We start from the raw sequence: 25,814 nt of genomic DNA, 5'->3' as shown, positions 1-25,814 counted from the left end.
GAAGAAGTTTAGCTCCAGAAAAGTAATTATCTCGGCAGCTATTGAAGAGAGAACCGGTTTCTGGAAAGGCGAAACAAAAAAGGCCGCAGTAAACAATGCGGCCTTACGGGGAAAGGTGGGATTAGAACTCGTAACGAATACCCATACGGGCACTCCAGAGAGAAGCATCAGCAACGCGAGTTTGGCCGGAGGGTTCCACAAATTCTCCAAATACGTAACGGCCCTGATCATCAACACTGGCTGCAACTGCAGGCTGATGGCGTGGGAAGTCGGTTTGATACATTACGCCCCACTCATCATTTAGCAGGTTGCCCAGGTTCTCGATAACAAAGTATGCATTTACGCGATCTTCAGCACGCCAACCTGGCAGCTCCTGATCGATACGCAGGTCGAACTTGGTCCACCAGTCGCTATTCAGAGAGTTGCGCTCCATGGTGCCGCTGTCCAGATCTTCTGATTCAACCCATGCAAAAAATGCATCAGTATCAAAGTCATCCCCGAACACTACATTGGGATCATCTATTCCGGTTGGGACGTAGAGCAGCGCGTTATCATAACCCGCAACACCAGTTAAGTTACTACCGGCAAATGTATAGTTATAGGGTAAGCCTTCGTTGGCGCTACCGAACAGGGTGAAGCGCGTTTCGTAACCGGCAAAAAACTCTTGGGCGTAATCAAGCTTGAGAGTAAAGCGGTGAGGTACTACATAGTTGGAAGTGGCTGTACCTGGATCTTGCGCGTCGGTAGTCGCGATAGTGGTGTAGTTGGAGTAGGCCACAGAGCTGGTCATCGGGTTGACGTCTTCAGCTTCAGTGAAAGCGTAACCAACTGCTACATTCAGTCCAAAGTCGAAAGACTTGCTCAGTCCAAGGGAGAACACGCTGGAGAAACCAGAGTCCCCGTCCACGTTGGTAAGCATAAAGTCTCCGCTACGGTCATTGGAGCTATCATAGATGGCGCGGCCATCCAAGGTAGTGCCAACTTGCTCAAGCGAGATATCTTGAATGATTGCAGCATCCTGGTAGTCAGTGTACAGGTAATCTGCAGACAGCAAGTAGCCAGACTCGAATTCGTAGCTAGCACCAATTGCATACTTCCAGACAGATGGGACTTCGAAATCCGGATCCATCAGGTTTACGCCGCCCAGGTAACCATCACCGCTGGCAACCTGATCATAGAGGGACTGGGGGATATCGTAGATAGGATTACCATTGCCAGTCCAATCCATACCAAACAGGGAGGTGCCAGATCTATCCTGAGCTTCGATCTGTATTACACCGTTATTGGAATAATTGTTGGAGATCCAAACGTTGGGGTTGCCGCCAGAGTAGAGGCCGACACCACCGTGAACCTCTAGGTTGTCATCGACGTTCCAGCTTAGACCCAAGCGCGGTTGCAACAGGTCCAGACCATCCATGGTGTGCTGGTTAGAGAAGCCGTAGGCAGCGGTGATATCAGAGTTTTCCACAGGCTTATCATCACTGCTATAGCGGTCATAGCGCAAGCCAGCTACAACGGTAAGGTCCACGTCTGCAAAAGTGTATTCGTCTTGAACATATAAAGTATCAATGTCGTAGGCGAACTCTGCAGCAGCATCCAGAATATTATTGGTACCGGTCGCATTTTCGTAGGTGATACGGCTTGGGGTGCCGGCTTCAAAGTCTTCTACACTACTGAAGCGATACTCACCGGCAGCTTCCTGAATAAACAGGTTGTATACATCGAAGTTTTCATGCTCGTAGCCGGCAGTCAGGTTGTGCTCCCCCAGAAGGAGCTTGCCCGCTAGCTTGAAGGTCAGGTTATCGTAGCTCAGCTTGTTCGCATGTCGAGAGTCATCTGCACCGAGGTAAACAGTGGCACGTGAATCGCTACCATTATTATCGTGGTCATTGTAAGTGGTAATCTGAACTTCACCGAAGTCAGTGCCGCCGAGAGAAAGTTGACGATTATCTAATTCAGAATAACCGAGCTTCATTTCAGTCGAGAAGATGTCACTCCAGTCAGAGAACATTTGCACGACGTAGGAGTTCAGCTCAGCACCGCGCTCGTAATAGTGGTTGGACAATTCCAGTTCGTCGGGATCGCCGTCAGATTCTGCGATAGAGAAACCATCATTGTAGTTGTAAGTAAGAGAGGCGCGGTGATTATCATTTATATTCCAGTCAAGTTTGACTAACAGTTTTTCGTCTTCCTCTGGGATACCGGACGGAAGGCTGCCGGGATTGTAGTCGTAAACTTCATTGGCGATACGAGTAATTTCATTCACCTGCTCCTGAGAAACACCCTGGACTTCGGTGGCTGCGCCGCTGCCAGCAGGGCCGCGGTAGAAGTTGGCTACACCTTCCAGTTTTTCGTAGGCAGCAAAGAAAAACAGCTTGTCTTCAATAATGGCACCGCCCAGCGCAGCATTGTAACGCTTCTCATCAAAACTGCCTGTGTCGATGTCTTCTCCTTCTAAGGAGTCACCGCGGAATCCGTCATCAGTATAATCATAGAAGAAAGAGCCGTGCCATTCGTTGGTGCCGGACTTGGTAACAGCATTGATATTACATGCGCTAAACCCACCATACTGAACATCAAAAGGTGCAAGTTCTACGGCAACCTGGTCAATGGCGTCGTATGAGAAAGGCATACGCTCTGTCGGGTAGCCCCATCCGTTCAGGCCGAAGTTATCATTCATGCGAACGCCATCAACAGTCAGGCTGTTGAAGCGTGAGTTTGCACCAGTGCATTTAATGGAGTCGTCACTGGCTTCATCGATATAGACGCGTGGGTCTAGTCGAACAAGGTCTTTAATATCGCGGTTTACAGAAGGCGCGCTCGCCAGATCATCACTATTAAAGTGAGAAGAGGGGCCGACAGCCAAGCGAGAATTGGTTATGGCTTGGCCAATTACGCTCACTTCTTCCAGGTTGGAGTTGTCTAAAGTTAAGGTTAGCGGCAGGGTATCGCCTACAGACAGGTAGATATTTTCTAATACCCGATTACCTTCGCCTGACTCTATAGTTACAGTGTAAGGTCCACCTACACGTAAGCCACTTAGGTTGAACTGGCCGGAATCGCTCACCTCTACAACCCGACGACTGTTAGAGGGGGTGTGAACTACCGTTACCTTGGCATCGCTAATTGTTTGCCCATTGCTACCGGTAATAGATCCGCGGATACCCGCTGCGGTTTCTTGTGCATAAGATACCTGCGCCATACTAGCTGCAGAGATAATCGCCGCGGATAACAATACGCGCGGGAACAGAGAAGGTTTCATAGCGTTTTCCTGGTCTAAAGAATTGCCAACTCAAGTGGCCCAAGTAATTATCGAGTTTTGCTCTTGCAACTTAGGTTCCAAGTTCCAGTGGAGACTGTTATGTGATTTTTATTGGGTACTGTCTAAGAGCTGAAGCGATTATGTAGTGCACATATAAATAAATTATTACAGCCGTGAACTTGTCACATACTGGCGTTAAAGTACGCAGCAAATTCACTCTGGCGGACATGCCCAATGAGCATACGATTGATAATTTCCCGTATAGCGGTTGCACTATTCGGACTCACAGCTATGACACAAGCACACGCTTGGGGAGATGATGGTCACAGGGTCGTTGGAGAAATTGCATGGCATTACCTGGACCCGGAGGTAGCCGCCGAAATAGAGTTGCTCCTTGATGAAGTCGGTGAGCCGCACCTAGCTGAATCCACAACTTGGGCTGATCGAATTAGGTCTGATGAGACTTATAACTGGGCTGCGCCGCTTCACTATATAAACTTGTCTCGAGACTGGAGTACTTATGATGAGGCGAGGGACTGCCCACCTGCGGGTTGTATATTGAAGGCGATTCAAAGATATCAGGAAGTATTGGCCGATCGCTCGCGCACCAAGACGGAGCGTGCAGAAGCACTGATGTTTATTGCCCACTTTGTTGGCGACCTTCATCAGCCATTACATACCGGATTATTTTCAGATAAAGGGGGTAATGATGTGGAAGTCCAATTCTATGGGGTCGAAACGAATTTACACGCGCTCTGGGACATCCATATGGTCGCCCGTTTGTTTTTAGACTGGCAAGATTATGCTCAGGAGCAAATGGATAAAATTAGTGCGGCTGAGAGGCAGATCTGGCAGTCTACCTCGGCCGAAGTTTGGGCCCGGGAGTCTCATCACTTAGCCCATGGTCTCGCCTATACCAGCGAAACACAACTTGGGGAAAAGTACTTTCTGCGCTGTCAGGACTCCCTTGAAAAGCGTTTGCAGCAGGGGGAGTTCGCCTGGCCTCTGTTCTAAACAGTGCACTTGGTAACCCTGCGATCGATGTGGCTAATAAGTAAATTCTTTCTTGGGGCTCGCCTCACTCTACGCCATTGATGTGGTGAGCCAAAATTGAAGTTTCAAAATCAGTCGAATTATCCTCTTTGATCTTTGTTCTCTCGATGTCTATTGGTTAATTAATTGGAATGTCATCAATTTGTCCGATAAGCAGTCGGTAATTGCCTAGAACTGTAGATATGTAAAGTTATCTATTTCGAAAGATGGCTAAAATTTGCAATCATTATCCCCATTTAAATGTTTGCTCAAGTTAGTAGGGGGAGAAATCTTTAGCTCAAGTAGCTCGTGAGTAATGCGATTGAGCAGGCTGGAGAGGGAAAGTTAAAGGCGATTGTGGATGAGAGAAAGGATCTTTAGAGTAGCTTCCCCTCAGCCTTTTGAGTCTTCCTTGTACAGGTATGCCTATAAAAGGAATCCTTTATGCGGGAGTTTTTAGTATGTGAGTTCTCTTATGGTCGTTGTTTTGTAATTTCCTAATAATTTTCATGATTCAACTATACTTGGTAATAAGCAAATAATATCTAATAACTGCTTTATATCCTTTCATATCTTGAGTTTTATTGTGGACCCATTGGGTTGTTTGCGATTCTCTGATAAATTTTAGAGGATACATGACTCCTATTTTACTTTGCCTCTCAGTTACCCCTTCTCTTCAGCTTGAAATATTTCCCGTGTTGACACGGTAGTACCAGATTTGGTATCAAATAATCTCGAGTTATATAGAAAGTCTGTCAATTTTCATTAGGTCCTGAGTAATAAAAATAATAATTCAGTGGCTTTAGCGATGAATTGAAAGAGTTCTTGAATTGTCAAAATATTAAATAACAATTTTGGCAAAAAATTTCATAGTCGTTATGGAGGATGTGGGCGATGAGCGGAAGAGGTTTTAATCCTAGGGCGTGTGGAGGATACTTTGCAGGTATTTGTTTTGTATCCAGTTTGAGGTCATACGGTTCTCTTTTTTCCAGGTTTTACGCGCAGTGGTGGAATAATGGTGGGGTGGAAAGTTCTCTGGGTAGAACATGGAATGGTCACACGGCATTAATATCAGGTCACAATGGTGTTATCGATACTATCGTAGGTTGGGACCCCAACAGTTCTTGGGATGCATTTAAAGGCTCAGTGGGCGGGCGTCACAATAGTATGAGGCCTATTGCTGGTCGTTGGCGTGATGACACAGGGATGAATGCAGACCCAACAGCTCAGTATTATGGCCTGCAAGTTAGCCAGACACAGCATGATAATTTCAGAGATTTTTTGCAGCAAGATCTTTTGGGTACCCAGGGTTTCGGGCCCCACCTCAATAATATCGGAGTCTCATACCATTATGCATTTGCCCCAGGAAAGTGGATGGAGCGTTTAAGTTCCCTGGAAGGGAATAATAATGGTCAGCTGCAAGTCATTTCCAACTGTTCAGATGCTGCCTTCCATGTGCTTGCAAGCTTTCTTTATGAGTGGCGAAAGGCAAATCTGGTAACCGAACTGGCATCTTTTATGAATAATGGGGATGAGAAAAATAAAAATATGTCCCAGGGGCGCTTGATGCAGTGGTCAAGCCAGATGGGGCCGTAGAACAAATATACTTGTCTGGTTGATGGGTGGTGTAACCGAATTAAAGTTACACCACCCAATTGTTAAGCAAGAGATTAGTCTTAATAAATTATTTTTTGCGTAAGTCAAGTAATCAATAATTTGTTAGGCTGAAAGCTGGATCTAGGGAACTTCAATCCCCTTAGAGGCGGTCCATATTCTATACCACTGTTCTCTACTCAAATTGAGTTTCAGGCTTTCTATCGCCGACTGAACGCGCTCAATTTTTCCCGACCCCATAATTGCTAGGGGCTTGGAGGGAAAGCGTCGTACCCACGCATAGATTACCTGGTCAATACTGGTCGCCCCGATTTCCTCCTTGATATCTTCCAGGGTGATTCGTAACCGTGTTGCTTGGGTGCTTGATCCACTAAAAATTTCCCCTCCAGCTAAGCAGGACCAAGCCATAGGATGAATTCTATATTGCTGCAGTTGATCCAGAGTTCCATCCTCCGCAGCGCTAAAATTGATAGGATTAATCTCGACCTGATTTGTCACCAGTAGTGAACTCAGGCGGGACTGCAACAAATCAAATTGCTGGGAGGTAAAGTTGGAAACGCCGAAATGTAATACCTTACCGGACTTCTGCAGTGCGGCGAATGTGCTGGCAATTTCATCTGCATCCATCAAAACATCAGGTCGATGAAGAAGCAGGATGTCGATGTGCTCTACACCGAGATGGGCTAAGGAGTTATTAACCGAGTGCTGAATATGTTCAGCGCTGGAGTCATAGTACTTAACTTTCCTGTTTGGATATTTTTCAGAAAGCAATTTGATATTGCATTTGGTGACAATCTCGATGTGATTGCGAACAGATCTATCCAGCTTAAGGGCCTCGCCGAATAACTGTTCGCAGGAGTAATCTCCGTAAATATCAGCATGATCTACGGTGGTAACCCCTTTATCTATATGTTGCTTTAGGAATGTCAGGCGCTCCTGAGGGCTTAAATTCCAATCACTCACACGCCAGTAGCCTTGGACCAACTCTGACAGTTCTGGTCCTTTTGGAGAAGCTAGCACTCTATTAACCACTGAATACCTACCTGATCGAAAAGCATTAGGGTATTCCTGTTCCTGTTGATACTCAACGCCTAAAGTAGAAGGGTAGGCAGCCCAAAGTCGCCATCGGTGTCATAAATGTCATTGAGTCATGTTGATCGTTGAGCTAGCTGACAACTGAAACCGGAGCAACTTTAGAGTCATTTCTCAATGCCCTGATGTTTTGAGGATCACTAAAGAGGCTTGGGCTTTTACCTTCACAGGAGCACCGCATGGTTAGTACCGAGGAAAAAGTTTCCGGCTGGTTGATAATTACTTACTCAATTTTGATGTTATTGATATCCAGCGCAATATTGTTATTCCTATACGCAGTTTTTGGGAATTCAATTTTGAGTATGCCATTCAATATATTCAGTCTTATGGGGTTGATGATAATACTGTTTGTGTCTTTGAATATTTTGGGGGTCTTTGCTGGCATTGCTGTCCTTTTGGATAAAAGGTATGCCCAAGAATTAGCTTTAATATTGTCAACAGTGAGTGTACTAAATGTTCCGCTGGGCACTTTGGTCGGCAGTTTCTATTTATGGCTATATATTCGTAAATATAAATAGCTCCTTTTGATGTTTGCAAAGCCTGTCTACTGTTAACAAGAGTCATTTTATCTCTGTAATAAATGCTGATTTTAACTTCGAGATGTACATAGGCTTTAGTTCTCTAAGTGGTACGCAAATAAATTACGATAGAAATAATTGAGAACAGGCAACTCAAGTAGTTGTTTTAGCAGTCATCATGATTAACAATAGTGCCAGCGATATGTACACGATAGCTTTGGCAATAGCCAAAAAGAAATAAACAACAATAATGTAGTAGGTGTACGCATATGGAACTGGAAGTCTTGCGCCGGAGCTTTAAGCTCTTGTCTATTTTTTGGTACTAAATGTCATTCAAGGATGTTCTGAGCCTCCACAGGATAGTGAAAAAAGCCGGGCTATTTTGACCCAAAGAGCGCTGTCTCTTGCGCCCGCTGATCCGGAAATCGCTGAAATATATACTCGCACTTGCCGCAGCTGTCACAGCACTGGCGCCAGCGCCGCACCCCTTACCGGAGATTTGGCCAACTGGAAGCCCCGTATGGAGAAGGGGATGGATGTGTTGGTGGAAAATGCGATCAATGGGTTCCAGGGTATGCCGCCACTAGGCCTTTGTTTTGAGTGCTCCCCCGAGCAGTTTGAACAGTTGATTGTCTTTATGGCTACAGCGGAGTAAAGGATATGGGGTTCAATCGTCGCCAGTTTATTAATTCTATTGCGATCGGCTCCGCATCATTAGCGGCCGCGCCCATCTCATCAGTTGCACGTACCTTATTGCAAGCTGCAGCTCCACCGACAAAAAAAGCGGGTGTTCGGTGGCGGAATTGGTCTGGTTCACAAGAGTGTCTGCCGGCCCATCGTCTGGCTCCCAAAGATATTCCCGCACTGCAAACGATAATTGCGGAAGCGCAAGGTACGGTCAGGGCGGTAGGTGCGGGCCACTCCTTCACTGCACTGGTACCCACTGACGATACAATTATTTCATTGGGCCGTATTACCGGCGTCGCCGATCACGATTCCGACAAGGTCCAGGCGACAATCTATGCTGGCACCCGTGTAGCAGACATTGGCCAACCCTTAGAGGACATCGGTCAAGCGCTGATTAACCAACCAGATATCGATGAGCAGACTTTAGGTGGTTGCCTGGCAACCGCGACCCATGGAACCGGTGCAGGCTTGGGTTGTATGTCCAGCTATGCAACGGGTATGGAACTGGTGACCGCAGGAGGGGATACGCTCTGGTGTGATGGTGAGCAAAACCCCGAGGTGTTCGCGGCAGCGCAAGTATCTCTTGGCAGCCTGGGTATGGTGACCAAGGTGCGTATGCAGAACCAGCCCAGCTACCGTTTGCGTCGTGAATCTTGGGTAGCGCCCCTGGAAGAGGTGTTGGATCAGGCTCCAGCACTGGCAGAAGCCAATCGGAACTTTGAATTTTACTATATCCCGTTTTCTGGGATGTGCATGGCTGATTCCCACCAGCCGACCACAGAGGAAATCTTCTCTACGGAGCGGGAAGATACTAATGAAGCAGTAATGACCCTGAAATCTGTGCGGGACTGGCTGGGTTGGTCACCGAAGTTGCGTCAGTTTGCGTTGCAAAATGCGATGGAAGATATCGAGAGGGAAGTTGTTGTCGAGTCCTCCTGGCGGAATTACGCCAGTGAGCGAAACGTACGTTTCAATGAAATGGAGTATCACTTGCCCCGCGAGGACGGTTTGAAAGCCTTCGCGGAAATACGTCGAACGATTGAGGAAAATAACCTGGATGTTTTCTTCCCTATCGAGGTGCGTTTCGTTAAAGCTGACGATATCTGGCTGAGCCCGTTTTATAAGCAAGATTCCGTATCCATCGCCATACACCGCTACTTTGAAGAGGACCACCTACCGCTGTTCCAGGCCATTGAGCCCATTATGCGCAAATATGGGGGCCGCCCGCACTGGGGCAAGTTAAACAAGCTACAAGGCTCGGACTTTGCCGAGCTCTACCCTCAGTGGCAGGATTTTCTTGAGGTTCGCCGAGAGCTAGACCCCAGTGGTAAGTTCTTAAACCCCTATCTGAAAACGCTTTTTACCTGAGCAACGCTGCTCAGCAGTGAACCCTCAAAGAGGAAAGCACAATGGATATCAAGCGACGAAAGCTAATACTAGGTGGGGTCGCGTTAGGAGCGGTGGCAGGTGTCGCCGTTCTTCGCCCTAAAGCGCAAGGGCAGGGAGGGCACAGCGAATACTTCTCCAGTGTTTCTAAAGCTCTGGATAATGCCGGTTTTTCTGGTCCCACCTTAGTCGTAGACCTGGAGAATCTGCAAAAGAACGCCGATATATTAGCCGGCCACCTCAGGGGTTACTATGACTACCGGGTAGTGGCTAAATCTTTGCCCTCGCTAAACCTGCTGGACGCTATTACTCAGCGAACAAATACCAATCGCATCATGGTATTCCAGCTGCCATTTTTACAGCAACTGGTTAAATCTTATCCAGCGAGTGATATTTTACTGGGTAAACCTCTCCCGATTACTGCGGCAAAGGCCTTTTATTTTAGCACTAGGGCGGATCATTTTGATCCTACGCGGCAGTTACAGTGGCTGGTTGACAGCCCCCGCAGACTTAATCAATACGCCGATCTGGCGCGATCGCTCAAACAATCCTTGCGAATTAATATCGAGATTGATGTAGGCCTACACCGGGGTGGCATTGCCAGTGCGGAAGATCTCTCCGCGATGCTCGGTATCATTCAGCGGGAACCCTATTTGGAATTTTCCGGTTTTATGGGTTACGACGCCCACGCCGCAAAAATGCCAGGTATTCTCGGTGGACCTGAAAAGGCAATCACTCGGGGGTTGGATATTTACCAAAGCAGGGTGGAGCAAGCTAAGATCCAGCTGGGAAGTGCATTCCCGAAGGTGGCCACTTTGAACGCTGCCGGTAGCCCAACCTACCAACTGTACAAATCCCGAGCAGACCGGGCTCCCTGTAACGAGATTGCCGCTGGCTCGTGCCTGGTTAAACCGGTGGGCTTTGATATTCCCACTCTGTCTGATCATTTACCAGCGGCGTATATCGCAAGTCCGGTATTGAAGAAATTGTCACAGACACAGATACCCGGCATAGAAGGGCTCACCGGACCCTTTAGTTGGTTGAACCCAAATCGGGAGCAAAGCTTCTTTATATCTGGCGGCTATTGGAAGGCGGAGCCAGAATCACCAAAAGGTCTATCGATCAACCCCATCTATGGCCGCTCCAGCAACCAAGAAATGCTGAATGGCTCAAAAAAGGTACTGCTGAATGAAGACGACTGGGTCTTTCTCCGGCCCACACAGAGTGAGTCCGTGTTCCTGCAGTTTGGTGATATTGCGGTCTATAGCAAAGGCGAGATAGTGGATCTCTGGCCGGTAATGAGTAATTCCTGAGGATTCAACCCCTGCTACGGGGTAAGTACAAATTTGTTTAATAGATGTACTGACCTTAGTGGCGGGCAAACAACAAGTCTTGGAGATATTGATGATCTATGAAGTTGTTTTGGTGTTAAACACGATTTGGTTTCTGATGGGATTTAACGTTTTCTCTTTGAGAAACCATATATTTGCGAAGTTACTGGTACCCAGGGAACAAAGGGATACCCCCGTATTTAATATCTTGGCAGAATCGGGAAAATTTCTAGGTGGTTTTAACTTGTCGTTGGCGCTACTCAATATCCTACTGCTAATCAGCCCCTCAGTATTTGCTACGGAGGTACAACGCGCTACGTTGCTGCTGGTGTTTGCTGTCACTCACGGAACACAGTTTATTTACAATGTCCCGGTAGCCCTACAAAACCGAAAAGGTGAAGGGCCGTGGCAAGTTAAAGGGGTGATGCGTTTTATTTTTATCACTGACTTTATAATGATGTCACTGAATCTAATAGCCGCACTTTGGATACTCCTCTAAATTTAAACCCTATGAAATTCGGTCACGATGCTTGTTGTGGCCGATAATGATCAGCATGCCAGATCAGTTGTGAGGATGTCATTGTTAAAGTCGATGGGCGAACTTTAATTTCTACAGAAAATGTCGGCGTATAATGTCTCTATGGCAGTTATTGGGTCAAACTAAATAGGTACCCAATGATGTGTTGCCGTTGCTTATATTGGTTTTCGCCGGACAAAATTTAAGTCATTTCTTACGGCGCAGTACACAGGTGATTGTGTGCTCAGGATTGCTGATATTATATTCAGGGCATGGGAGGGATTGTTAGTTCCCCCCCCCCCCCCTAATTTAACTATTTGCTTGTCTGATTTCAGGCAGATAATTTCCCTCGCTTTCCAAGTTTATAAGTTGACAGCTAGTTGTTAACGGAATTTCCTCAATTATAGGGGCGACATAATGTACTTTAGAGTTAGTTCTGCGGGGTATGATATTTCAGGTGATATTGAATGGTTTGCGAGCTCTAAGCCTTTCAATCCTCCACAAGGGATTGTGCATAGATCACTACATAACCAAGCAGGAGTTATAGGTCCATTGCCAGGAGATATGGCTCGCTCCGCAATGGGGCTAATTAGCGGTGATTTGGGAGCAATAATTGGGGATCGAGATTCTGGGCTGGGGCGCAGTTGGGAGAGGCTTCACCTAATTGGAGTAAGCGCGGGTATTTTACATGAACGCCGATACTCTAATTACAATACGATCATTGGCAGTCATGGTCTCAATACTGCGATGATCCCCTTTGAAGGTATTGCGAACTGGGTCTTAAATCAAAATCGTAAATTTTTCTATATTGTCAATGTGGACAAACAAAAAGTACTTAACTTTACGGATCGAAATGGAAACGTCAGAGTAGAGTCTGTACCCACGAAACTCCGTCAGGCCATCACATATACATCGGAACTGGACCCTAATATTTGGATTAGCATACGACAAGAACACCATGACTCTCGGACGGCAAGTTTAGCTGATAAACAATCTATTGATTACAGTGCAAGTATTACTGGTGAGCTAAAAATGAAGAAAAGTAATTGGGAGCGTATTAGGGGTCGAATAGCCGCCATTGATCAACAGATTATAGATTGCCAAAATAATTCTCGCTGGAATCTGATAGACCTTTGACTTCTTGCTGATAATTATGTTGGAAAAAATAAGCTGACTATATAGTTTGTGACTAATTATGGTAACTTGGCGAATTAAGGTGGCCCGATTCTCAAGAGATTAACTAGATTAATAAATTAGTATAAAGGGGGTTTATATATTGCTTCACTGCGCTTATCCAAGTAACCGATAAATAGCGAGCTAAATGCCGATATTTTAATGGTCACACTTAGAATCACCTTCTTTGAATTAAGTGTTGAACAACATGCGACTCAGTGGTGTGATAGGATAGCTAATAAGGGCCGCTTACTAGACTCAGTAGGTATCTAAAATTAACCACCCAAGTAACACTTAAATTGGGCATGTAAATACCTCAGGCATATTAGGCATAATAAAATGACCAAATATCAACAATATGTTAATATTTTCATGAATTCCTAGAATGCTTATAGGTAGCTACGAGCATCTGGTAGTAATTGAGATGGATAAGGGCTGGCGATGTAGTACGATCCTGTGATCTGGTTCAGGATATCGAAAAGCTCATCCTTGAAGTATCATTTGGGTTTGTTGAGTATGAGAATTCTAAAGGTTTTGGTCATATCGGGCTCGATTCTGTCCACTGGTTGTACAGTTTTTCTTGGGGAGCCGGACACTAGAGTTAAGCGATTTGGTGATTGGGAGCTTTGCACAAAGCTGGCCGATAAAACTTTTAAATATCATTCTCAATGGCACTGGGCTATAGCCAATGAGATTAAGGCTAGGGACCTGGGGACTTCACAGAGATGTAAGTCAACGTATACCGCAAGGATGAATCGTTTTACGGCTAGAAGCGTGATTAAGTCTGTATCATTTGAGGATGCTTTGAACCATAACTTTGAGTAAATCCAATATATGCCAGCTATCAAGCGTCCTTTATTTGTAGTTGACGATGGCTGGTAATACCCACCACATGGATTTGTATACCTCTTTCAAATCAAGCTATTTAAAGCGCGTGATTGGATAGTATTACCAAGTCTTATACTGGGGGAGTAGGGCGGTGTTGTTGTTTCAACAGCACCCACGAGTGTGGCTTGGTGTAGTGAAAGTTACATCTCCACCAGCTTCTGAATGCACTTTTATTAATAGCTGAGATATAGCTGCATACAAGTATGTTCTTAGCTTTGAAGGCAGGATTGGCAACTTGGTTAATGTAGTACTTCCGTTGGAGTAGTTGGATATATCGTATATAGATAGTTAATAGCCAAGGCAACTACAGCTTCTTCGGCGTTGAACCACTGGGGTAGAAGGGTTTCTAGTCGCATACAGGCTTCAAGGTAGCCTTTTTGGGTTGACCATCATCATGACGTTGAAATACCTGATTTGCTGCTTTGGATATCTGCCGCCATTTTTTCATGTCTGGGCCTGTAGGTATGCGAGAGTGGATGCTAAGCATTATTTTTACGGTTATCTGCTGTCTTTCAAGTGATATAGATGGCTAGGAGTACCCGGATTCACGGATAACGGCTTTAGATGTTATTGCTAAGTAGACACCCGAGGTAAAAACGGGCTTCCCGCTCTGTTGGTCTTCGGCTTTATAAGGGTTAGTGAAGATAATGAAGGTTAGAGATTGGAGGGCGCCTACCTTCCAGTAGTATTTTTCGGGTAGGCGAAATTATTAATTAAATTGCTGAACTTCAAAAAAACCTAAAAGCTCGTCCTTTCGACCAATATTTTGTGTATAAAAGGTCCACTGACCACTATCATCTCGAACCCCGAATACCCGTGCACAGGTATCGTAGTATGCGGTACCAAGTTTTGCTTGCTTTTTCTTGAAGTTTGCTCCTTTTCTACCTCCTTTGGGGCCACCTATTGAAAGTCGCCTCTCCCCGGTTACATCGGGAGTTTTTACCATCATCTCCAGCTCATCTCTTTGCTTGCTCCCCTTGATAGTCCCCCCTGGGAAACATCACCTGCAACATGGATAACCGTTACACTTTTACTCTGGTCGTCATGGAACTTGAAGGTCATTCGACAATTACTGAGGTGAGAGGTAAAGAAGTAAGGGGGACTTTTACTATTCAGAGTTACAGGCACAGCTTTTTGTCGAGCCCAGGTGAGATATGTTGCTTTCTTGCCAGAATTTCCGCTTTTTACCATCATGATTTTGTTGGGTTTTACAAACTCAAAATCAAACTCAATTTCGTAGGCTCCTGATTTACTGTCGAAGGCCTCTGTATTAAAGTCGAGCTCATAGGTTTTAAAGGCTAATTCAACATCTTTTTCTAATAAGCTGATAAAGTCATCATAACTTGGCATGGCTCAATCCTTATGTCGCCGGCTGTTTTGATATAAATGGTTTGCCTTGGTTTATTGGTACTAGCTCTCCCTTTTAGTTACTCATAGATAAATATACTTTTGGCATAATTTCTATCTTTCAACCTAGCATATCCCCCATTATGCTTCCAAGAAAATCTACGGGTCGCTTGAAATAGATCAATTTTTATTTTTCTGTGAGGTTGTTATATGTCCAGTGTGTTGGTGACTCGGGATATAAGTTTGTAATCGAATATAAATCTTTTCGAATAGTAACGAGAGAAAAGTGATTCTCTAATGGCGATCTTGATCAAATCAGTATCAGTGATCGATATGATTTAAATAGTAAAGCAAGGGGTTTTAGCTTTCTTCTATCGCCCATTCAAATTTTCATAGATAAAATCTACGCAAAGCTTTATTTTGGGGGTTTGGTATTTAGTGCGCTCATAAAGAAGAAATACTCCCAGATCGCCACCGGGGCTGACTGAGACTTTACCCTCGCAAGGTACCTGTACAAGCTCCCCTGTATCTAGATAGTTACAAATACTCCAGGAAGGTACGCAGAACATACCGCGGTGATTGAGGGCGGCTGCTGTTAATGCTTTACCGTTATTGCTGATAACTTTTGGGGTCAACTTCAGGGGCTCCCAGTGCTCGTCATTGAGTATGTACCACTCAATGACGCCACGTGGCCCCCGGTATTGCAAGGTAGCAATTGACTCAATCGCCGACTTGTTTAAGGGGAGGCTATGCTCCAACTTGTCGATAAACTGCGGTGTAGCTATAAGGGTGAACTCATTATCCGATAGGCGTTTGGCAATAACATGCTCATTCGGGGCAAACCCTCCGCGAATCGCAATATCAATGGGATCTTTTCCTAACTGGGACAAGTCATCGTTATAGGTTAAGTCGAATACGATGTTGGGGTAACGTTGGGCAAACTTCTCAAGAAGGGGGTTAAATGCTGCTCTCCATAAGTTGGAAGACAGCTGATACGTATCAGACCTTTGGGCGCTTCAAATGTATGGCTAACCAGTTCATCAGCCTGTTCAAGCTGGCGAATTGCTTTACTTATCATCGAATAGTAGAGCTTGCCGAGCTCAGTAACCTTGACTTGGCGGGTACTGCGTTGCAGTAACTCCACTCCTAAGGACTGCTCCAGATCTTTTACGCGGCGGGAGATTGATGAGGCGGGAACCTCAAATTCTTCAGCAACTGCAGTAAAGCTATTCAGTTCTACCACCCGCTTGAAGTAACGCAATGCTCTGATTTTGTCCATAATCAACTTCTAACTGTCTGTCATCGTCTCAAAATATTTCCCATTATTGCCAAAATGACAAAAGACTTATACTTATTACCACCTGTTTTTATGGTGGCAGTATGGGCACTATCGCTTTCAATGTTTGTGTTGAACCGATTGTTAGGATGACCAATGAAAGCTTTGAAAATGACTCGCTATGGGGATATTGATAGCAGCCTGGAGTTTCAGTCAGCTGAGGTTCCCACCCCCAAGGCTGGTGAAGTTTTGCTTCGGGTGCATGCGGCTAGCGTAAATCCAGTTGATAACATGATGTTGCGGGGGGAGCTTAAATCGGTACGAAAGGAAGTATTTCCGGTTGGTATTGGCCGGGATGTCAGTGGTGAAGTTGTAGCAGTGGGGGATAATGTTGCTGGATACAGTGTAGGGGACCTGGTGTTTTCCAGGGTGGGGGAGGATCATGTGGGCACTATTGCAGAATATCTCACCGTTAGTGTTTCCCACCTGGCTGCAAAGCCCGAAAACTTGTCACACAGTGAAGCGGCGGGTATTCCGCTTGTTGGGCTGACCTCCTATCAGTCTTTGATCAAAGTTGCGGGTTTGAAGTCCGGAGAGAAAGTGCTGATACATGCAGGCTCAGGTGGTGTTGGCTCTATGGCGATCCAATTGGCGAAGTCTGTAGGCGCCTATGTGGTGACTACAACAAGTAGCACGAATGTGGAGTGGGTGAAAGCACTCGGTGCCGACCTTGTTATTGATTATAAAAAAGATGACTACCGGCAATTACTATCTGATATGGATGTCGTATTCGATACTTTGGGTGGTCAGTATGCTTTGGATGCATTTCAGGTCCTGAAAATCGGTGGGCGTGTTGTCTCAGTTAAAGGGGCTTTAGATCCGCAGACAGCTGAAGAGCTTGGGCTAGGTTGGTTGCTCCGCAAGCTATTGGCGCTTAAGTCGCGAAAGCTGATGAAGGCCGCGAAGGAAAAATCCGCGCTCTATAGAATGGTTATTATGGAAGCTAATGGAGAGCATCTGAGTGAGCTAGGAAATTTGTACCAACAGAAGATACTATCCCCGGTGATAGACAAGATCTATTCTTTAGAGCAAGGCAAAGAAGCTTTCTCATATCTCGCTTTGGGACGCGCAAAAGGCAAAGTGATTATATCTGTTAGAGCCAGTTAATTAAGAGTTGAAACGATCAATAGTGCCAGTGTTGCCTTGAAATATAGTGGCGTGCTGGCTGTTGTTTTACACTTTGCGTCTGCCTCATCTTTGAGGTTGCACTTGAGAAATTGGCATGACTAAGCTCGTGGAGATGACACACATAAGTTCAGTTGACTTTCAGAAGGATTGATATATTGCTCTAAAGAATTACGATTTGACTTAGATAGAGAATATATATGATAGTGTGTTGATGATATACGAAATAGAATGAATCTAGTACATGGCGAAATAGACCTACTAACTGCAATTACTAATGTCGGGCTGGCTCTAGTCGCATTTATTGGCGCCCTTTATTTGTCAGTGTTTGTAAGGAGGAAGCAGTGGAAAAGAAATATTTGGCTTTTCTTTTTTACTGTTATGTTTATCGCCTCATTAGTGGCAGCTGTCTATCACGGGTTTGAAATTCCACCATATTTTCGCGTTTGTTTATGGTATGTAGTACTTGTTTTACTTGGCTTGCTGATTTCTTCTTTTGTTCTTGCGGTTAGTGCAGATTTGGTGAATGAAAGTTTTTCCAAACGGGCTGTTTTGCCAGTATTGTTTATTTTTCTGATAGTTTTTGTTTTCTCGTTTTCACTTAAAGATAAAATTTTTGCCTTTGCTGTTTATCAGTTTTTAATCAGTGCAGTAGCTTTTATAGGGTATTCTATATTAGCCTTAAGGGGACAGAATTCACTGCGTGGTAGTTGGTTTATGGCACTGGGCTCGATAGTTAGTATTGTTGCAATGGCTATCCAGTTAGATGGAAGTTTATCAATTAGTATTATTTGGGAACTTAATCACAATATTATCTACCATTTTGTTCAGGCGTTTGGTGTTGTGCTCTTTATTCTGGGTTTACACAGATTTTACTCAGCGAGGTAGTTGGCGAATTGCAGGCAGAATATAGCTTTTGGACGTGGGAAAGAGAAAAAGATGAGCTTGAGAAATCAACCTGATGGTTACGGCGCAATAGCCAAGTGGCTACATTGGTTAACGGCCATATTGTTTTTGGGGGCCTATATTTCAGTCTACTACCGCCAGTGGTTTACTCAAGAGGAAACACCGGAAAATTGGACTGCCTTGCAGTTACATCTATCTATTGGTGTCACCATTGGTGTGATCGTCATCCTAAGAATCGTATGGCGTCTCACTAATCCGCCACCGCCATTAGAACCAGGTAGCTCCCTGGAACATTTTGCCGCTCATACCGGTCATGTTCTTCTCTACTTGATTATGATCGTCGCTCCGCTAACAGGGTATATCGGAACAGGCGTGGATACGGATTACTTTTTCCTGTTTGAAATTCCTAAGTTTGAGAGCACCCAAGCCTTTGTGGCGATAGTTCAGGATCGGATGGGGATGACATTCGAACAGTTTGAGAAGCCAGTCGATTTTATCCATAAAGAGATCCTGGGAGAGTGGGTGGTCTGGATCTTAATCTTGGGGCATGTAATGGCCGCTCTATATCACCACTACATCAAAAAGGATCGGACTTTGCTAAGAATGACCGCGACTAAGAAGTCATAGTTCTTGCGATGGTTTTGGCAGAAAGTAGTGGCAAATAGGCATTGAGTGCCAAATCCAGACATTTTAATCTCGAGTTTTTGCAGCTCCTGTGGAGCTGTGCACTTGGACTTGAGGTGGGTGTTATATGAGGTATTTGGTCCTTGCTTTGATTCTATTTCAAATGGGGTGCATACCTGAGTCCAAACTATATCGAATCGCGCAATTCGAAATGGTCCCTCAGCCTACTTGCCAGCCTTCGCTGGCAAGTAGCACTCATGCTGCTATCGGATCAGCTCCTACTTAAGCTGCCAACCTCCTGAGTCCCGGTTTTGTGTCTGGGCAAACCCAGTGAAACCAGTGCGGTTAGCAGAAGAAAAGCGCTGGAAATAAGTAGGCAAGCCACCAACCCCTGAGTTTGGAATACCCACCCTGAGAGCAGTGTCCCTAGCAATCGCCCAGCTGCATTTGCCATATAGTAGAAGCCTACATCCATAGAGACGCCATCTTCCCGAGCATAAGCAACTATCAAGTAGCTGTGTAAAGATGAATTTACGGCGAAGAGTACAGCAAACATCAAAAGTCCACCCATTACGGCGGGCTGTGGATCCACCCCTTTGTGTAATGCGATTGCGATTAATGCGGGCACTGCAGTGAGCGCTATTGCCCAGAAGAGCGCGGTTCGCCCATCCGGAGCCTGGGCTGAACGTGCCGTCGTGACCTTTGGGGCCTGGGTTTGCACTATGCCGTAACCGATCACCCAGGATGCCAGGAAGGCACCTACCTGCCAGTGGCTCCAACCGAACTGGCTGGCCAGGAAAATCGGTAGGGCAATAACAAACCAAACATCCCGGGAAGCAAACAAGAGTAAGCGCGCGGCTGACAATATATTGACTGCGGGACTCTTGGAAAAGATATCTCTGAATCGGCTTTTTGCTTTGGCTTTCCCTAAGTCCCGCTTAAGAAATTTGAGACTCAATATCCAAACTATTCCAAGAGCTAGGGCCATCGATGCAATCGCGCCCTGAAAGCCAAGTGCGGCGAGTAGGGCACCGCCGAGAAAGAAGCCCAAGCCTTTTAGCGCGTTTTTCGAGCCGGTTAAGAGGGCGATCCATCGATACAAGGTGCCACTGGCCTGATCGGGCACCAGTAACTTGATTGAGCTCTTCGCACTCATTTTATTCAGGTCTTTGGCGATACCGGAAAGGGCTTGGGCGGCCATAACCAAGGGGACCGAGAGATACTGACTGGGTACCAGCAGCATGGAAAGAGCAACAATCTGTAAGGCCAGCCCCAAATTCATGGTCCGGTTGAGTCCAATCCGGGCACCGAGCCAGCCGCCGACAAGATTAGTGACTACGCCAAAGAATTCGTAGAAAAGGAAAAGCAAGGCTATTTGCAAAGGGCTGTAGCCGAGCTCGTGAAAGTGCAGCAGCACCAGCATGCGCAGAGCGCCGTCAGTCAAAGTAAACGCCCAGTAATTGCCTGTAACCAGCAAGTATTGGCGCACTGGCGACGATAAATTGAGAAGAAACTGCATGATCTTGTTCTGTGTACTGCTACTTACTAAAAGCGGGAGGAAAAAATACGAGCTCATGGAGAGGAGTACCCCTCAGGTGCAGTGTGTTCTTTCCTTCCGGCCCCGTTGTACTTTGGCTGCTTAGCCCGTGGTGCCAATCATTCGAGCCAATTCCGCCGTGCGGTTGGCGTAACCCCATTCATTGTCATACCAAGCGTAAACTTTTACCTGGGTGCCGTTAACGACCATGGTCGATAGAGCATCGATAATGCTCGATCTGGGGTCGGTTTTGTAATCCACGGAGACGAGGGGCCTTTCCTCATAGCCGAGGATATCTTTTAGTTCACCCTCTGCAGCGTCCTTAAATAACTGGTTTACTGCCTCTGGGGTAGTGGGGGTTTCCACTTCGAAAACACAATCGGTAATGGATGCGTTGGCGAGGGGAACACGAACTGCGTGGCCGTTTAGGCGGCCGGACAACTCTGGAAAGATGGTGGCAATAGCTGTAGCTGAACCTGTTGTTGTGGGAATCAGGCTGGCACCACATGCGCGGGCTCTGCGCAGATCTCCATGGGGTGCGTCGAGGATAGTCTGGGTATTGGTGATATCGTGAATAGTGGTGATTGAACCGTGACGAATACCCAGGTTTTCGTGAATAACTTTTACTACTGGAGCAAGGCAGTTAGTCGTACAGGAAGCGGCGGTAATAATCTGGTGTTTGTCCGGCTGGTAAATATGTTGATTCACTCCAAGGACAATGTTCGGAACTCCAGCCTCTTTAACTGGTGCAGAGACCAACACCTTCTTTACCCCTTGATCCAGGTAGGGTTGAAGAAGTTCGGCAGTTTTCATTTTACCGGAGGCCTCTACCACCAGGTCACAGTTTTTCCAATTGGTATCTGCAATAGAGGTATTGCGGCTACAGGTTATTGTTTTGCCATCAACCTGAATTGTGTCATCAACGGCTTTCGCCTCTCTGTGCCAGCGTCCGTGTACAGAGTCAAAGTTGAGCAGGTGGGCGAGTGTGGTTGCATCACCGGCAGGATCGTTAATCTGGACAAACTCAACTTCAGGCCAATCCCAGGCGGCGCGCAGTACCAGCCGGCCAATTCGGCCAAATCCATTGATCCCAATTTTGATGGTCATTGTTAATTTTGCTCCGTTTCTGCCAGGCACATATGAAAAATCATATATATCTGGATAGTTTAAATCTTAGGTCGGCAGGCGTTATCAGCAGCACAGACTTGTGCGCTCTGGCCGGTCTCCCATTTGAATCAGGTTGTTGAGGTCTTCGGTAATAAAGTACTGGTTCGCCTGTAAGGTGTCGAACAGTACAGACTTTGCCCAGGCATTTAAGTCCGGGTTGATTCGGTAAAACACCCACTGCCCCTGGCGGCGGTCTTGGAGCAGGTCTGAACTTCTCAGCAAGGCGAGGTGCCGGGAAATTTTCGGCTGGCTCAACTCGAGGGCTGCCGTTAGCTCGCATACGCAAAGCTCTTCCTCGTGAGCAATAAGGAGCAATGTGCGTAGCCGCGTATCATCGGCCAGGCATTTGTAAAACTGTACTGGGTTCATGCCGCTCTTTTTCGTAAATCCGCCTCGGCTTGGGCCAAGACCAGTAGTTTGATGCGAGTGCTCAATTCACGTGCTGTGGTGTAAAAAGGGCAGAAGCAGTGTCGCTTTGTCGGTTCCTTAAAATTCCAGGCAATCATCTTGTCAACTTTTGGGGAGGGTACGTATTCTTCCCGGCTTTTGTCGCAAAGTGTGATGACCAGGTCAAAAGGTTGGTTAGCTACATCTTCTACAACTTTGGGAATGAGTCCCTCTGTTGAAACCCCCAGTCGCTCCAGCGCTTGCAGAGCGCGTGGGTCCACTGTATGGACATTGGTTCCGGCGCCAACGGCTTCGTATGAATTGCCTCCAAAATGCCGCAACAGTGCCTCAGCCATCAGTGAGCGGGCAGAGTCCCCGGCGCAAACAAACAGAACACGCCTTTTCATTGGAGGGCTCCATTTGGCTTTTCAACAATTATATATGGAAAACCATATATTCATAGCCTTAAAAATAGCCCACTGAACCAGCGGGCTATAACCTGTGCTTAGAGCTTAAACTCGGCCCATACAGGCGCGTGGTCTGATGGGCGTTCCATAGCCCGAATATCGTAGTCCACGCCAGTTCCGACACATTTTTCCAGAAGAGGGTTGGTGGCGAGGATCAAGTCGATACGCAGGCCGCGTCTGGGCTCGCGATCGAACCCACGGCTGCGGTAGTCGAACCAGCTGAATATATCGTCTGTTTCTGGGTTTTGTGCGCGGAAAGTGTCGGTGAGCCCCCAGCCTTCAATTTTTTGAAGCCACTCGCGCTCTTCTGGAAGGAAGCTGCATTTTCCATCGCGCAGCCAGCGCTTGCGATTGGGTTCACCAATACCAATATCCTGGTCGCTGGGTGAAATATTCATATCGCCGATAACCAATACAGGCGCTTCGGGCTTACACGTGGTTTGCAGGTAGGTGTCCAGGTCGGCGTAGTACTTTTGCTTTGCTGGGAATTTAACCGGGTGCTCGCGATTTTCACCTTGCGGGAAATAGCCATTGATAACGGTGAGGGGCTCAGGACCACCGATATCAAACTTGCCGGCAACCATACGGCGCTGGGCGTCGCTGGCATCGGTTGGGAAACCGTATTCGCGATCAATAAAGGGCAGGCGTGAGAGCAGGGCAACGCCGTAGTGTGTTTTTTGGCCAAAATAAATCAGCTCATAGCCCAGGTCTTTTATCGCATCTACTGGAAAATCTTCGTCGGTGACTTTGGTTTCCTGTAGGCCGATGATATCGGGCTGATGGTTGTCTACCAGGGCCTGCATCTGGTGCAGGCGAGTGCGAATACTATTGACGTTAAAGGAAACAACCTTCATCTCTTCCCCCAAAATAAAAAAGGTCGGGCTAGCCCGACCTAAGAGTTAGTTCGCGGACCGGGCGCACGCCGCGCCCAGTGCCTATCAGTATTTAGAAGTTGGCAACTTGGGGCGGCGCCTTGCTGGCCTTATCGGCCAGGCCGATAAAGTCCGCCATTATATAGCCCGCTTCATTCAAAATTGGATCTTTTTCCAACTTGATCTCTACAGGACCACCAATGTTAGCCACCTCTTCAGATTCGCTTTCTTCGTATGCCTCAAAGTTCTCGTAGGGTTCAAGGCCTTTAGCTTTGCGGCGACGGTTTTCCATATCCAGCAATCGCTGATTAACGGACTTGCGCTCATTCTCTCTAGTTGATTCGTTGAGAGAGACATACTTCTTGTCAGCCCGCTCGGCGTCGAACTTGAACTGATCGCGCAGGAAAACAAAATCTGGATCTGTTTCCGTGCGCTTGTTGTGCTTGGTAATCAAGTTCGGGATCAGCATCTTCAAGTTGAAATACTTCGCATGAGGCACAGCGTGGATACGGTCCCAGGGCAGGGCAGTATCGTACGCACTCTCACCCACATTTTCGGCATCAATCAACTGTGGCATATCGATGTCCGGCTTCACACCCGCATGCTGTGTGCTGTCTCCGGAAACCCGGTAGAACTTGGACTGGGTAATTTTCAACTGGCCTTCCTTCAGGGGAGCCATAGTTTGCACAGTACCCTTACCAAATGATTGGTTGCCTACTACCAGGCCGCGGTTGTAATCCTGGATTGCACCGGCAAAAATCTCGGATGCAGAGGCCGACAAGCGATTAATCAATACCATCAGCGGCCCGCGGTACATGGCTCGGGAGCGCGAGCGGTTATGGCGGGAAATCTGCTCATTGGCGTGGCGGATCTGCACAACAGGGCCCTGATCAATAAACAGGTCTGTGAGCATGGTGGCTTCTTGCAGTGAACCACCGCCATTGTTGCGAAGATCCAGAATAATACCGTCAACCTTTTCCTCTTTAAGCTCACTCAGCAGACGGGCAACGTCTCGCGTGGTGCTCTTATAGTTGGGGTCGCGGCGGCGATAGGCATCGAAGTCGATATAGAAGGTCGGCAGGTTAATCACTCCGATCTTGTAACTCTTACTGCCGTCAGAGAATTCAAACACTGCCTTCTTGGCCGCCTGATCTTCAAGCTTAACTTTGCTGCGCTTGATCAAGATAGTCTTGTGAGTACCGTCGCCACCAGTGGGGATGGTCTCCAGGCGAACATAGGTACCGGCCTTGCCGCGAATCAAGTCGACAACATCATCCAGGCGCCAGCCCACTACATCGACCATTTCGCCTTCTTTATCCTGGCCAACACCCACGATTTTATCGTTGGGCTTGATCTTGCCGGTGCGGTCGGCTGGACCACCGTGTACCAGGCGAGCAACTTTGGTGTACTCCTCGTCTGCCTGCAGCACAGCACCGATACCCTCCAAGGAGAGGGACATGCTCATATTGAAGTTTTCCAATGAGCGCGGTGACAGGTAATTGCTGTGCGGATCGTAGAGACGAGTCAACGAATTCATATAGAGTTCAAAAACGTCGTCGCTCTTCTGCTGCTCGAGGCGCTTCTTTTGGCCTTTGTAACGGCGCACAAGAAGGTCCTGGATTTCCTCATCGGTCTTACCGGTAAGGCGAAGATTCAGGATGCTGCTCTTTAAGCGCTTACGCCAAAGCTCATCTGCAGCGCTGATCGAGTTGGGCCACTGGCTTTCCTCCCGATCCAGCTCAAGGGTCTCTTCCCGAGAAAAGTCATAGGCGGGCAGGCCTTTCTCTAGTTGGGACAGGATGTTATCTAGCCGGTCGCCCATACGCAGGCGGAAACGGTTATAGATACTGAACCCAGCGGTGACATCACCAGCGCGAAGCTGGTCATCCATCTCTGCTTCCCACGCGCGGAATTCGTCGATATCAGAGGCGAGGAAGTAACTTTTAGTGGGGTCGAGTGCATCGATATACTCGTTCCACAAGTTCTCGGACATTTCGTCGCCGATTTTGATTTTGTTGTAGTGCAGCATTTCAAGCTTGCTGACTATCTCTTGTGCAGTACCACCTTGCCCCTCTTCGGGGGCTATTCGCTCTGGCTCTGCCAGAACGCTTGTGGAAAGAAGGCCAATGACCAAGAAGCCGGAAAAGTAAGCGGCGATCCGATTGGTAAGCATAGGGAGTCTCTTTATACGTCCTACTTCATAGGCGTCCGGCCCTTATGGCTCGGCGACCTATAGCTTAGGACAAGTATAAAGGCTGAAAGCTCCAAAGGGCATGAAATACCTCTAATCAGAGATGGATCTTTTTCTTTAACACTGTATTTAGCAAAATAGCTTTCCTATTGAGTGTGAAATTGAGGCATTTTTTCTCGTTTTGAAGGCTTGAGTATGTATGGTCATCATAACTATTGTGTAACTGCAACTGTAAAAAAGCGTTAAAAACAAGAACTTTGACTAATAGGTCAGCACCACTTTGATGACTTTGAAGGCTTTTAGGGTCATGAAGTTGCACCAGTTACCACTTTATTAATTCGAGTGAGCGCTCCTC

Annotated in this window: 23 protein-coding genes; 11 read left to right on the top strand and 12 right to left on the bottom strand. The window is 46.8% G+C overall.

Annotation, left to right across the window (positions count from 1 at the left end; translation table 11 throughout):
• Positions 1–121 precede the first annotated feature (121 nt).
• Complete coding sequence (locus QT397_15640; protein ID WNZ54325.1) at positions 122–3,262, bottom strand: TonB-dependent receptor; 3,141 nt, start codon at positions 3,260–3,262, stop codon at positions 122–124.
• A 291-nt stretch (positions 3,263–3,553) separates the two neighbouring features.
• On the opposite strand from QT397_15640, the gene QT397_15635 reads away from it, so the two are divergent.
• Complete coding sequence (locus QT397_15635; GenBank protein ID WNZ54324.1) at positions 3,554–4,276, top strand: S1/P1 nuclease; 723 nt, start codon at positions 3,554–3,556, stop codon at positions 4,274–4,276.
• A gap of 1,041 nt (positions 4,277–5,317) precedes the next feature.
• Entirely contained in the window at positions 5,318–5,890 is a 573-nt protein-coding gene (locus QT397_15630) for a hypothetical protein (GenBank protein ID WNZ54323.1), read from the top strand.
• Between the two features lie 141 nt (positions 5,891–6,031).
• Here QT397_15630 and QT397_15625 read toward each other — a convergent pair whose 3' ends face one another.
• On the bottom strand, positions 6,032–6,940 hold the full coding sequence (locus QT397_15625) for an aldo/keto reductase (protein WNZ54322.1): 909 nt from the start codon (positions 6,938–6,940) through the stop codon (positions 6,032–6,034).
• A 239-nt stretch (positions 6,941–7,179) separates the two neighbouring features.
• Here QT397_15625 and QT397_15620 point away from each other — a divergent pair, with 239 nt between their 5' ends.
• The 6 genes from QT397_15620 to QT397_15595 all read left to right on the top strand — a co-directional run bounded on the left by QT397_15620 (position 7,180) and on the right by QT397_15595 (position 12,576).
• Positions 7,180–7,518 carry a hypothetical protein gene (locus QT397_15620; GenBank protein WNZ54321.1) on the top strand — a complete coding sequence of 113 codons (339 nt, stop codon included), beginning with the start codon at positions 7,180–7,182 and terminating at the stop codon, positions 7,516–7,518.
• A 382-nt stretch (positions 7,519–7,900) separates the two neighbouring features.
• Positions 7,901–8,173 (top strand): c-type cytochrome, encoded by a 273-nt coding sequence (locus tag QT397_15615; GenBank protein WNZ54320.1) that lies wholly within the window; start codon positions 7,901–7,903, stop codon positions 8,171–8,173.
• Positions 8,174–8,178: 5 nt separating this feature from the next.
• Positions 8,179–9,573: a D-arabinono-1,4-lactone oxidase gene (locus QT397_15610; GenBank protein ID WNZ54319.1), complete on the top strand. Its 1,395-nt coding sequence runs from the start codon at positions 8,179–8,181 to the stop codon at positions 9,571–9,573.
• A gap of 41 nt (positions 9,574–9,614) precedes the next feature.
• Positions 9,615–10,904 carry a DSD1 family PLP-dependent enzyme gene (locus QT397_15605; protein ID WNZ54318.1) on the top strand — a complete coding sequence of 430 codons (1,290 nt, stop codon included), beginning with the start codon at positions 9,615–9,617 and terminating at the stop codon, positions 10,902–10,904.
• A gap of 91 nt (positions 10,905–10,995) precedes the next feature.
• Positions 10,996–11,421: a hypothetical protein gene (locus tag QT397_15600; protein ID WNZ54317.1), complete on the top strand. Its 426-nt coding sequence runs from the start codon at positions 10,996–10,998 to the stop codon at positions 11,419–11,421.
• 435 nt (positions 11,422–11,856) lie between these two features.
• The gene (locus QT397_15595; protein WNZ54316.1) at positions 11,857–12,576 is read left to right on the top strand and encodes a hypothetical protein; all 720 of its coding nucleotides are present in this window, start codon (positions 11,857–11,859) and stop codon (positions 12,574–12,576) included.
• Positions 12,577–14,209: 1,633 nt separating this feature from the next.
• On the opposite strand, the gene QT397_15590 is transcribed toward QT397_15595, so the two are convergent.
• The 4 genes from QT397_15590 to QT397_15575 form a co-directional block, all read right to left on the bottom strand.
• A complete protein-coding gene (locus QT397_15590) occupies positions 14,210–14,449 on the bottom strand; it encodes a hypothetical protein (GenBank protein ID WNZ54315.1) in 240 nt (79 codons plus the stop codon).
• Positions 14,446–14,850 carry a hypothetical protein gene (locus tag QT397_15585; protein WNZ54314.1) on the bottom strand — a complete coding sequence of 135 codons (405 nt, stop codon included), beginning with the start codon at positions 14,848–14,850 and terminating at the stop codon, positions 14,446–14,448. Before QT397_15585 ends, QT397_15590 begins: the two co-directional genes overlap by 4 nt.
• A gap of 368 nt (positions 14,851–15,218) precedes the next feature.
• Positions 15,219–15,767, bottom strand: a complete 549-nt coding sequence (locus tag QT397_15580; protein WNZ58546.1) for a LysR substrate-binding domain-containing protein — start codon at positions 15,765–15,767, stop codon at positions 15,219–15,221.
• Positions 15,752–16,126: a LysR family transcriptional regulator gene (locus QT397_15575; GenBank protein WNZ54313.1), complete on the bottom strand. Its 375-nt coding sequence runs from the start codon at positions 16,124–16,126 to the stop codon at positions 15,752–15,754. Before QT397_15575 ends, QT397_15580 begins: the two co-directional genes overlap by 16 nt.
• Before the next feature lie 153 nt (positions 16,127–16,279).
• On the opposite strand from QT397_15575, the gene QT397_15570 reads away from it, so the two are divergent.
• The 3 genes from QT397_15570 to QT397_15560 all read left to right on the top strand — a co-directional run bounded on the left by QT397_15570 (position 16,280) and on the right by QT397_15560 (position 18,841).
• Positions 16,280–17,290, top strand: a complete 1,011-nt coding sequence (locus tag QT397_15570) for an NADP-dependent oxidoreductase (GenBank protein WNZ54312.1) — start codon at positions 16,280–16,282, stop codon at positions 17,288–17,290.
• A 249-nt stretch (positions 17,291–17,539) separates the two neighbouring features.
• Positions 17,540–18,196, top strand: a complete 657-nt coding sequence (locus QT397_15565; GenBank protein WNZ54311.1) for a hypothetical protein — start codon at positions 17,540–17,542, stop codon at positions 18,194–18,196.
• A 51-nt stretch (positions 18,197–18,247) separates the two neighbouring features.
• The gene (locus QT397_15560) at positions 18,248–18,841 is read left to right on the top strand and encodes a cytochrome b (GenBank protein ID WNZ54310.1); all 594 of its coding nucleotides are present in this window, start codon (positions 18,248–18,250) and stop codon (positions 18,839–18,841) included.
• 268 nt (positions 18,842–19,109) lie between these two features.
• Here the strand turns inward: QT397_15560 and arsJ are convergent, their stop codons facing one another.
• From arsJ to QT397_15530, 6 genes are all read right to left on the bottom strand, one after another.
• Positions 19,110–20,357, bottom strand: coding sequence for an organoarsenical effux MFS transporter ArsJ (gene arsJ, locus QT397_15555; GenBank protein WNZ54309.1), 1,248 nt, complete (start codon positions 20,355–20,357; stop codon positions 19,110–19,112).
• A 120-nt stretch (positions 20,358–20,477) separates the two neighbouring features.
• On the bottom strand, positions 20,478–21,482 hold the full coding sequence (locus QT397_15550; GenBank protein ID WNZ54308.1) for an ArsJ-associated glyceraldehyde-3-phosphate dehydrogenase: 1,005 nt from the start codon (positions 21,480–21,482) through the stop codon (positions 20,478–20,480).
• An 84-nt stretch (positions 21,483–21,566) separates the two neighbouring features.
• The gene (locus QT397_15545) at positions 21,567–21,911 is read right to left on the bottom strand and encodes a metalloregulator ArsR/SmtB family transcription factor (protein WNZ54307.1); all 345 of its coding nucleotides are present in this window, start codon (positions 21,909–21,911) and stop codon (positions 21,567–21,569) included.
• Positions 21,908–22,336, bottom strand: coding sequence for an arsenate reductase ArsC (locus QT397_15540; GenBank protein WNZ54306.1), 429 nt, complete (start codon positions 22,334–22,336; stop codon positions 21,908–21,910). Before QT397_15540 ends, QT397_15545 begins: the two co-directional genes overlap by 4 nt.
• A gap of 98 nt (positions 22,337–22,434) precedes the next feature.
• Positions 22,435–23,250: an exodeoxyribonuclease III gene (gene xthA, locus QT397_15535; GenBank protein ID WNZ54305.1), complete on the bottom strand. Its 816-nt coding sequence runs from the start codon at positions 23,248–23,250 to the stop codon at positions 22,435–22,437.
• 91 nt (positions 23,251–23,341) lie between these two features.
• Positions 23,342–25,441, bottom strand: a complete 2,100-nt coding sequence (locus QT397_15530; protein WNZ54304.1) for a carboxy terminal-processing peptidase — start codon at positions 25,439–25,441, stop codon at positions 23,342–23,344.
• Positions 25,442–25,814: the final 373 nt, after the last annotated feature.

The organism is Microbulbifer sp. MKSA007, assembly GCA_032615215.1.
GTDB lineage: Bacteria > Pseudomonadota > Gammaproteobacteria > Pseudomonadales > Cellvibrionaceae > Microbulbifer.
This window is presented reverse-complemented; position numbering and strand designations above follow the sequence as displayed.

Bases quoted from the DNA above. Each gene is read 5' to 3' on its own strand.
- QT397_15560 (WNZ54310.1), top strand. From the start codon at position 18,248: ATGAGCTTGAGAAATCAACCTGATGGTTACGGCGCAATAGCCAAGTGG.
- QT397_15595 (WNZ54316.1), top strand. From the start codon at position 11,857: ATGTACTTTAGAGTTAGTTCTGCGGGGTATGATATTTCAGGTGATATT.
- xthA (WNZ54305.1), bottom strand. From the start codon at position 23,250: ATGAAGGTTGTTTCCTTTAACGTCAATAGTATTCGCACTCGCCTGCAC.
- QT397_15610 (WNZ54319.1), top strand. From the start codon at position 8,179: ATGGGGTTCAATCGTCGCCAGTTTATTAATTCTATTGCGATCGGCTCC.
- QT397_15570 (WNZ54312.1), top strand. From the start codon at position 16,280: ATGAAAGCTTTGAAAATGACTCGCTATGGGGATATTGATAGCAGCCTG.
- QT397_15550 (WNZ54308.1), bottom strand. From the start codon at position 21,482: ATGACCATCAAAATTGGGATCAATGGATTTGGCCGAATTGGCCGGCTG.
- QT397_15640 (WNZ54325.1), bottom strand. From the start codon at position 3,262: ATGAAACCTTCTCTGTTCCCGCGCGTATTGTTATCCGCGGCGATTATC.
- QT397_15590 (WNZ54315.1), bottom strand. From the start codon at position 14,449: ATGATGGTAAAAACTCCCGATGTAACCGGGGAGAGGCGACTTTCAATA.
- QT397_15575 (WNZ54313.1), bottom strand. From the start codon at position 16,126: ATGGACAAAATCAGAGCATTGCGTTACTTCAAGCGGGTGGTAGAACTG.
- arsJ (WNZ54309.1), bottom strand. From the start codon at position 20,357: ATGCAGTTTCTTCTCAATTTATCGTCGCCAGTGCGCCAATACTTGCTG.
- QT397_15635 (WNZ54324.1), top strand. From the start codon at position 3,554: ATGACACAAGCACACGCTTGGGGAGATGATGGTCACAGGGTCGTTGGA.
- QT397_15540 (WNZ54306.1), bottom strand. From the start codon at position 22,336: ATGAAAAGGCGTGTTCTGTTTGTTTGCGCCGGGGACTCTGCCCGCTCA.
- QT397_15620 (WNZ54321.1), top strand. From the start codon at position 7,180: ATGGTTAGTACCGAGGAAAAAGTTTCCGGCTGGTTGATAATTACTTAC.
- QT397_15545 (WNZ54307.1), bottom strand. From the start codon at position 21,911: ATGAACCCAGTACAGTTTTACAAATGCCTGGCCGATGATACGCGGCTA.
- QT397_15530 (WNZ54304.1), bottom strand. From the start codon at position 25,441: ATGCTTACCAATCGGATCGCCGCTTACTTTTCCGGCTTCTTGGTCATT.
- QT397_15565 (WNZ54311.1), top strand. From the start codon at position 17,540: ATGAATCTAGTACATGGCGAAATAGACCTACTAACTGCAATTACTAAT.
- QT397_15585 (WNZ54314.1), bottom strand. From the start codon at position 14,850: ATGCCAAGTTATGATGACTTTATCAGCTTATTAGAAAAAGATGTTGAA.
- QT397_15605 (WNZ54318.1), top strand. From the start codon at position 9,615: ATGGATATCAAGCGACGAAAGCTAATACTAGGTGGGGTCGCGTTAGGA.
- QT397_15600 (WNZ54317.1), top strand. From the start codon at position 10,996: ATGATCTATGAAGTTGTTTTGGTGTTAAACACGATTTGGTTTCTGATG.